The organism is Achromobacter sp. RW408 (genome assembly GCF_003184165.1).
Classification (GTDB): domain Bacteria; phylum Pseudomonadota; class Gammaproteobacteria; order Burkholderiales; family Burkholderiaceae_B; genus Achromobacter; species Achromobacter xylosoxidans.
In genome coordinates this window covers 435,158-441,554 of record NZ_QHHO01000049.1, presented here as the reverse complement: position 1 = coordinate 441,554, position 6,397 = coordinate 435,158, and the positions used below count along the sequence as shown (strand labels likewise).

The 6,397-nt window shown below is 67.9% G+C and carries 6 protein-coding genes; 3 read left to right on the top strand and 3 right to left on the bottom strand.

From position 1 onward, the window contains the following. The coding region (locus tag DK459_RS21510; RefSeq protein ID WP_110135252.1) for a hypothetical protein at positions 1–461 on the top strand (461 nt) is incomplete at its 5' end. Between the two features lie 121 nt (positions 462–582). Here DK459_RS21510 and DK459_RS21505 read toward each other — a convergent pair. Beyond that, positions 583–1,599 carry an amino acid ABC transporter substrate-binding protein gene (locus DK459_RS21505; RefSeq protein ID WP_006389907.1) on the bottom strand — a complete coding sequence of 339 codons (1,017 nt, stop codon included), beginning with the start codon at positions 1,597–1,599 and terminating at the stop codon, positions 583–585. Positions 1,600–1,700: 101 nt separating this feature from the next. Then, on the bottom strand, positions 1,701–2,942 hold the full coding sequence (locus tag DK459_RS21500) for a PLP-dependent aminotransferase family protein (RefSeq protein ID WP_006389906.1): 1,242 nt from the start codon (positions 2,940–2,942) through the stop codon (positions 1,701–1,703). Positions 2,943–3,155: 213 nt separating this feature from the next. On the opposite strand from DK459_RS21500, the gene DK459_RS21495 reads away from it, so the two are divergent. Both DK459_RS21495 and DK459_RS21490 read left to right on the top strand, forming a co-directional pair. Then, complete coding sequence (locus tag DK459_RS21495) at positions 3,156–3,875, top strand: YggS family pyridoxal phosphate-dependent enzyme (protein WP_006389905.1); 720 nt, start codon at positions 3,156–3,158, stop codon at positions 3,873–3,875. 86 nt (positions 3,876–3,961) lie between these two features. Beyond that, positions 3,962–4,930, top strand: a complete 969-nt coding sequence (locus tag DK459_RS21490) for a tripartite tricarboxylate transporter substrate binding protein (protein WP_020925991.1) — start codon at positions 3,962–3,964, stop codon at positions 4,928–4,930. Between the two features lie 83 nt (positions 4,931–5,013). Here DK459_RS21490 and DK459_RS21485 read toward each other — a convergent pair. Then, the coding region (locus tag DK459_RS21485; RefSeq protein ID WP_110135251.1) for a transglutaminase family protein at positions 5,014–6,397 on the bottom strand (1,384 nt) is incomplete at its 5' end.

Sequence of the window (6,397 nt, the reverse complement as noted above, 5' to 3'; positions counted from 1 at the left end):
CCCCCTCCCCCTCGCCCGAGGATCACGCCGCCCTGCTGCGCGCCATCGGCCCGCTGCCCCTGTCGGGGCAGGCCTGGCCCGATTGGGTGCGCATCCTGACCTGGGTCATCCTGGCCGTGCTGGGCGTCCAGGTCGTCACCACCGCCATCCGCGCCCCGGGCCAGTCGCTGGACGGCATGATGGCCGTCGTGGTGGGCCTGTGCTTCATCGGCCTGCTGTTCGTGTCATGGCACATGCAGACCTCCATCACCACCATCGACGAACACGGCCTGCGCCAGACCTGGTTCTCGCGGCGCGAAGTCGCCTGGGAGGACGTGCGCGAAGTCCGCTTCGTGCCGATGATCTTTTCCAAGCGGCTGGTGGTGTTCACGCATCGCGGGCGGCCCGTGATCTTCCAGGGCGGCACGCGCGAACTGCGCGCGGCGTTCACCCGGATTGCCGAGGTGTACCGGCGCCGCTGACGATCCGGACCAGGCGCCACCGCCGCCACCGCCGCCACCAACGGCCCCAAAAAAAACCGATGCCGCGGCATCGGTTTTTCATTGGCGGGCCCGAACGGCGCCGCCCGGACCCAGGCCGCGCTCAGCGGATCGGCAGCGCGTACATCAGGCCGCCCTGCGTCCACTGCGCATTCAGGCCGCGCTTGATCTTCAGCGGACTGCCCTGGCCGACGTTGCGCTCGAAGCTCTCGCCGTAATTGCCGACCTGCTTGACGATGTTGTAGGCCCACTTTTCGTCCAGCCCCAGGTTGGCGCCGCCGCCGGGCGTCACGCCCAGGATGCGCTTGATGTTGGGATTGCTGCTCTTGGCCTGTTCGTCGACGTTCCTGGAGGTGACGCCATATTCCTCGGCCTCGATCATGGCCGACAGCGACCAGCGCACGATGTTCAGCCAGGCGTCGTCGCCCTGGCGCACGAACGGACCCAGCGGTTCCTTCGAGATGATCTCGGGCAGCACCACGTAGTCGTCGGGGTTCTGCAGCTTGGAGATGCGGATCGATGCCAGGCCCGAGGCGTCGGTGGAAAACACGTCGCAGCGGCCCGCGGCAAACGCATTGACCACTTCGTTGAAGGTCTCGATCACCACCGGCTTGTAGGTGACGTTGTTGGCGCGCGCCCAGTCGGCCAGCGTGTTCTCGTTGGAGGTGCCGGTCTGCAGGCAGATCGTGGCGCCGTTGATTTCCTTGGCGCTCTTGACGCCCAGCGACTTGGGCACCAGGAAACCCTGGCCGTCATAGAAATTGATGCCGGCGTGGATGATGCCCAGCGCCGTGTCGCGCTGCTGCGTCACGGTGGTGTTGCGGGTCAGCACGTCGACTTCGCCCGATTGCAGCGCGGTGAAGCGCTGCTGCGAATTGAGCGGCACCACCTTGATCTTGTTGGCATCGCCGAACACGGCCGCGGCGATCGCGCGGCACAGGTCCACGTCCAGCCCCTGCCACTTGCCCTGCGCGTCCGGCGCGGAAAAGCCCGCGAAACCCGTGGTGGTGCCACAAGCCACCGCCCCACGCTGGCGCACGACGTCCAACGTCGCCGCCTGCGCGCCTTGTGCCACGGCCAGCAACAACGCCGCGCCCACCAACCCTTTTGCAATGTTCATGACTGTTTTTCCTGTTGTACCGGGACGCGCGAGCGCGCCACGGCGAGAAGCTTATAGACATGAAGCGCCCGCGCAAAATAACCAGCGCTTATTTGGGTATATCACGCCGCCAGCGAGATCGACACCGGCTGGTTGGCCTCGCACGCGTCCAGGGCGCGGCTGAGCCGCTGCATGCCCTGGGCGATCTGGGCTTCGTTCATGGTGGCGAACGACATGCGCATGGCATGCAGGTCGGCCTGCGCCGGGTCGGCGTAGAACGCCTTGCCCGGCACGTAGACCACTTCGTGCTCGATGGCGTAGGGCAGCAGGCGGGTGGCGTCGACCTCGCCCGTCAGGCGCGCCCAGAAGAACATGCCGCCCTCGGGCTTGCTGAACGCAATGCGTCCGTTCAGCTCGCGCGTCAACGATTCGGCCATGGCGTCGCAGCGCAGGCCATAGGCCGCGCGGATGCGCGGCACGTGCTCTTCGTAGCGGCCATTGGCCAGGTATTGCGCCACGACTTCCTGGATCCACGTGGACGAAGCCATGTCGTCGGCCGCCTTGGCGCCGACGCAGCGGCGGCGGATTTCGGCCGGCGCCACCAGCCAGCCGATGCGCAAGGCGGGCGCCATGGTCTTGGACATGCTTGCCAGGTACACGGCCCAGTTGCGGGCCTCGCCCTCGGCCAGCGCCATGATGGGTGGCACCGCCTCGCCGGCGAAGCGCAATTCGCTGTACGGATCGTCCTCGACGATGAGGAAACGATGCTTGACCGCCAGCTCCAGCAGGCGCAGGCGGCGCTGGCGCGAAATGGTGGCGCCACAGGGATTGGAGAACGACGCCACCACGCACACGACCTTGGGCTTGACGCGCGCGGCAAGCTCATCGAGCGCGTCGATGTCGACGCCGTCCGGGCCGGACGGCACGGTATGCACCGTGGCGCCGGTGTAGCGCAACGCCTGCACGGAATTCGGGAAGGCCGGCGATTCGATGACGGCATGGTCACCGGGCTGGAGCATCACACGGGTCAGCAGCGCCATGGCTTGCTGCGACCCGCCGGTGACGGCCAGTTCCGTGTCCGCGTTGCAGTGCAGGCCGCGCGCCGCCGACAACCGCGCCAATTCGTTGCGCAGACTGGCCTGTCCGTCGATGTTCGAGTATTGCAGGCAGGCGCCAAGCCGCGCCAGCACCTGGGTGGAGGCGATCGTCAGGCCGTCCACGTCGAACAGTTCCTGCGCCGGATAGCCGCCCGCCAGCGAAATGGTGCCCGGCCGCATCGCGTAGGGCATCAGCGAACGGATCGGGGAGGCGGGGGGATTCAGGAAAGGCGTGGCAAAAGCGTACTCGGGCGCGGCGCTGGACATGGCGGAGGGGACGGCGAGGAGAAAGGGAGGACCCGCGTCGTCGTGCGGACGGCGCCGGAGGCTTAGAACATTGAAATCTAAACAAATATCGCCAAATTCTAAGCCTGCCGCTCCGGCAGGGTCAACGAAGATGCGGCGCGGCGCGGACCGGTGTGGCGAAACGGTGCGCGCGCGTCCTACACTATGGGACATTCCGTACCGAAGAGACCCCGCATGACCGAAGTAGACACCATGGCCATCCGCCTGGCCGCGATCCGGCAACGCATCGCCCAGGCTTGCGAACGCGCCGGCCGGGCACCGGACAGCGTGACGCTGCTGCCCGTCAGCAAAACGTTCGAGGTCGACGCCATCCGCGAGGCCATGGCGCTGGGCCTGGCCCGGTTCGGCGAGAACAAGACCCAGGAATTGCGGCAGAAAGCCGCGGCGCTGGCGGGACAGGGACTGCAATGGGTGTTGATCGGCCACCTGCAGACCAACAAGGCCAAGGACGCGGCGCGTGACGCCACCGAGTTGCAATCGCTGGACCGGATCGACCTGGCCGAGGCCCTGCACCGCCGCCTCGTTCTCGAGGGCCGGACGCTGGACGTGCTGGTGCAGGTCAAGACCTCCAGCGAACCCAGCAAATACGGCATGGCGCCGAGTGACGTGTCGGCCTTCCTGCGGCGCATCGTGGCCGAGTTCCCGACCTTGCGCGTGCGCGGCCTGATGACGATGGCGGTCAACTCGCCCGATCCGGGCGAAGTGCGCGCCTGCTTCCGCAGTTTGCGCGAACTGCGCGACCAGCTGCGCCACGAAGCGATCGAAGGGGTGTCGCTGGACCGCCTGTCGATGGGCATGAGCGGAGATTTCGAACTGGCGATCGAGGAGGGCTCGACCGAAGTGCGCATCGGCACCGCCATCTTCGGCGCCCGCAGCTACCCGGATCCGCAATAAGCCGCCGAATCCGGGCCGGGAAACAGGCGCATATTGCCGCGTTGCCGGGGCATAATAGCGTCGCAAAAAAAATGAGGAGACTCCCCATGCACAAGCACGCCCGGCGCCTGTTGGCGCTTGCCGCCCTGTCGCTGGCCGCCACCGCGGCCGCCGCCCAATCCTGGCCCACCCAACCCATCCGCTGGATCGTGCCCTACCCGGCCGGCGGCGGCGCCGACGTGGTCGCGCGCACCGTCGCCAGCGGCATCGAGAAACCGCTGGGCCAGACCATCGTGGTCGAGAACCGCCCCGGCGCCGCCACCATCATCGGCGCCACCGCGATCTCGCAGGCCGAACCCACCGGCTACGTCGTCGGCACCGCCGACTCCGGCACCCTGGCCTACAACCCGACGCTGTACGCCAAGCTGGCCTACGATCCGTCCAAGTTCACCTACATCGGCGGCATCGCCAAGTTCCCGCTGCTGCTGGCGGTGAACGTCAATTCACCCTACAAGACGGTCGCCGACGTGATCCAGGCCGCCAAGAAGGAACCCGGCAAGCTGACCGCCGCCTCGGCCGGCGCCGGCTCGCCGCACCACCTGGCGCTGGAGCTGTTCAAGCAGCGCACGGGCGCCAACCTGCTGCACGTGCCCTACAAGGGCGCGGCGCCCGCCATCCAGGACCTGCTGGGTGGACAGGTGGACGTGATGTTCATCGACCTGGCCGCCGGCCTGCCCAACGTCAAGGCCGGCAAGCTGCGCGTGCTGGGCGCGGCCACGCCCGAGCGCGTTGCCGTGCTGCCGGACGCGCCCACCATGGCCGAACAAGGCGTGCCCGACTTCACCGCCTACGCCTGGCAAGGCCTGGTGGCCCCCGGCGGTCTGCCGGAAGCCGTGGTCAAGAAGCTGTCCGCCGAACTCGACGCCACGCTGAAGTCGCCTGCCGTGTCGCAGAAGATGCTGGACATGGGCGTCATCCCGATGCCCATGTCGGCGCAGGACTTCAAGGCCTACGCCGACAAGGAGCGCGCCACCTGGGCCGACGTGATCAAGAAGGCCAACATCAAGCTCGAATGAGCGCGCATTGCCAATGAAAAACGCGGCCCCGGGGCCGCGTTTTTCATTGGTGACCGCGCCACCGGCGAAGGACAGGCTGCCGGTCACTTGCCCGGCAGCGTCACCGCCAGGCGCAGGGATTCCACGCACTGCCGGCCCTTGTCGATGGCCTGGCCGAAGCCATCCGACACGATGTCCGCATGGCTGAACCAGCTGACCTTGCGGACGCTGCGATAGCGGTACTGGTAGCCCGAGGCGGCGGGCTTGCCGTCCAGGTCCACATCGATCCAGGGTGAGCGCACCTGGCAATGCAGCGCCGGCGCGTCGACCTGGCCGCCCGTCAGCGTCACGTCGTACGACGCGGTCTCCGGCGTGCCCAGATAGATATCCGCCAGCTGGCCGGTCTGGCGGTAGCGGGCGAAGGCCTCCCAGTCATCGCCCAGGTGCGATTGCGTGTGCACATACTGCCGGCCGACGCGTTCCAGCGCCCGCAGGTCCACCAGCGTGGCGTCGATGCGATAGGTGGCGGGCACCACGAAATCGCTGGCGGCGCGCTGCAGCCGGCAATCGCGGTTCTCGGCGGCGAAACTGCGGCACAGCGCCTGGTCCATCGCCGTCGCGCCGTTCTGCAGATCACCCACGCTGACTTCGGCCGCCACCATGCGCCCCACCTCGACCGATGCGCGCACCTGCGCCTGCCCGTCCTCGCCAAAGCGCTCGTTGCGCGTCACCACGACGCCGACGCCCGGCGCCTCCAGCGCAATGTCCTCGCGCCGCATATTGCCCTGGCTGTCCATGACGAACGCCCAGCGCTGCTGGATATCGGGCATGGTGAAGCCCGGCACGAACACCGGGTTGGTGGGATCCAGCCACCAGGTCGCGCCCTGCACGCGGGCGCGCACGATGGCATGGTTGGGCGCGGCCAGGCCGGGCAGCAATACCTCGGGCGCCATGGTGCCGCGCGCCACCAGGGCGGGTTCGGCCTCGATGCCGACCGCGCGCAGCATGGCCACCAGCAGCACCGCCAGGTCCTTGCAGTCGCCATAGCCGCGGCGCTCGATCTCGTCGAGCGCAAACGGAATCTGGCCACGCTCGCTGCTGCGCCAGTCGCCCAGGTAGCGATAGTGTTCGTGCAGATGACGCATCAGGCCGGCCACGGCCTGGGGCGCGGGCTTGTCGCGCTGCGCCGCGACCACCGCGGCGGCGTTCGGCGGCAGCGGGGCCGCCAGGATCTCGTTGTAGCGCTTGGCGAACGGGCCAAAATAATCCTGCAGCGCGTCGGCACTGCCGATCTCCAGGCGCGGCGACTGCCGCAGATAACCCTGGTCCGACTCATTGACGTAGGCGTAGTAGTAAGGCGTGGCCTTCAACTCCACGGTGATGTGCCTGGCATCGGGCGCCGCCTCGACGCGGTAGGCCTCCATGGCCTGCCCACGCCAGATCATCGGGCGATCGGCGCTGAACTCGGCGCGGAAGCGCTCCTGGCGA

Excerpts from the sequence above, each read along its gene's own strand:
- DK459_RS21505 (WP_006389907.1), bottom strand. The coding sequence starts at position 1,599 with ATGAACATTGCAAAAGGGTTGGTGGGCGCGGCGTTGTTGCTGGCCGTG.
- DK459_RS21500 (WP_006389906.1), bottom strand. The coding sequence starts at position 2,942 with ATGTCCAGCGCCGCGCCCGAGTACGCTTTTGCCACGCCTTTCCTGAAT.
- DK459_RS21495 (WP_006389905.1), top strand. The coding sequence starts at position 3,156 with ATGACCGAAGTAGACACCATGGCCATCCGCCTGGCCGCGATCCGGCAA.
- DK459_RS21490 (WP_020925991.1), top strand. The coding sequence starts at position 3,962 with ATGCACAAGCACGCCCGGCGCCTGTTGGCGCTTGCCGCCCTGTCGCTG.